General features: G+C 57.6%; 1 protein-coding gene. It reads left to right on the top strand.

Translation table 11 applies throughout. The features are described 5' to 3' along the window. Nucleotides 1-390 precede the first annotated feature (390 nt). Nucleotides 391-1,520, top strand: a 1,130-nt coding sequence (gene gltA, locus B2V21_RS20120; protein WP_286917834.1) for a citrate synthase, incomplete at its 3' end; no start/stop codon positions are given.

The raw sequence follows: 1,520 nt of genomic DNA, 5'->3' as shown, positions 1-1,520 counted from the left end.
CTAGGTTTACAGGTCGTTGGCTATTCACGGCTTTTTTCACACTGAAGAGCCCCTAGCAAGCAGGGCAAGTTGTAGGGAAGTGTACTGGTCAGGTACTCACCACCCAGGGAGTGACGACCCCGTCGAAATGGCTCGGAAAAGCCCCCGGCGGTCGGCTGCCGAGTATAGACAGTTAGGCTACTAATGACAACGCACTCGCAGGTCTCGGACGGCGGATTGCGCAGGTAGGGCAAAAGGTTTGAACGAGTCGGAATTTCGCGAAAAAAGCACGCTCGAAGCCCTCTGGGGCCTCACTTTAAGCAAATTGACATTCGAATTTATCTCACTATAGTGGTGCGGGCCCTGCGTGGGGGGTCTGTCTGATGATTTCAAGCATTAATAGGAGGCCACATGGCTGACAAAAAAGCGCAGTTGATCATCGAGGGCGCAGCCCCCGTCGAGCTGCCGATTTTAACCGGCACCGTTGGTCCCGATGTAATCGACGTCAGGAGTTTGACTGCCACGGGCCGCTTCACTTTCGACCCAGGCTTCATGTCGACCGCTTCGTGCGAGTCGAAGATCACCTACATCGACGGCGATGCCGGAATCCTGCTGCACCGCGGCTATCCGATCGAGCAACTCGCCGAACAATCCGACTACCTTGAAACCTGCTACCTGCTGCTCAACGGCGAATTGCCGACTGCCGAGCAGAAGGCCAAGTTCGTCGGCAACATCAAGAACCACACCATGGTTCACGAGCAGTTGAAGACCTTCTTCAACGGCTTCCGCCGCGATGCCCACCCCATGGCCATCATGTGCGGAGTGGTCGGCGCACTGTCCGCGTTCTACCATGACTCGCTCGACATCAATAACCCTCAGCATCGCGAGATCTCGGCGGTACGCCTGGTAGCCAAGATGCCGACACTGGCAGCCATGGTCTACAAGTACTCCATGGGCCAGCCCATGATGTACCCGCGCAACGATCTTTCGTATGCCGAAAACTTCCTGCACATGATGTTCAACACCCCGTGCGAGATCAAACCGATCAGCCCGGTGCTGGCCAAGGCAATGGATCGCATCTTCATCCTGCACGCCGACCACGAGCAGAATGCGTCCACCTCTACCGTGCGCCTGGCAGGCTCTTCGGGCGCCAACCCGTTCGCCTGCATCGCTGCCGGCATCGCGGCGCTGTGGGGCCCTGCCCACGGCGGTGCCAACGAAGCCGTGCTGACCATGCTCGATGAAATCGGCGATGTTTCCAACATCGACGCCTTCATTGCCAAGGCCAAGGACAAGAACGATCCGTTCAAACTGATGGGCTTCGGCCACCGCGTCTACAAGAACCGCGACCCACGGGCCACGGTGATGAAGCAGACCTGCGACGAAGTATTGAAGGAACTGGGCATCAAGAACGATCCGCAACTCGAACTGGCCATGCGCCTGGAAGAGATCGCCTTGACCGACCCGTACTTCATCGAGCGCTCGCTGTACCCGAACGTCGATTTCTATTCGGGCATCATCCTCAAGGCCATCGGCATTCC

This window comes from Pseudomonas sp. UBA6276, from assembly GCF_002438365.1.
In the GTDB taxonomy this organism is placed as follows: domain Bacteria; phylum Pseudomonadota; class Gammaproteobacteria; order Pseudomonadales; family Pseudomonadaceae; genus Aquipseudomonas; species Aquipseudomonas coleopterorum.
The sequence above is the reverse complement of the archived record's forward strand: the minus strand, read 5'-3'. Positions and strand labels throughout refer to the sequence as shown.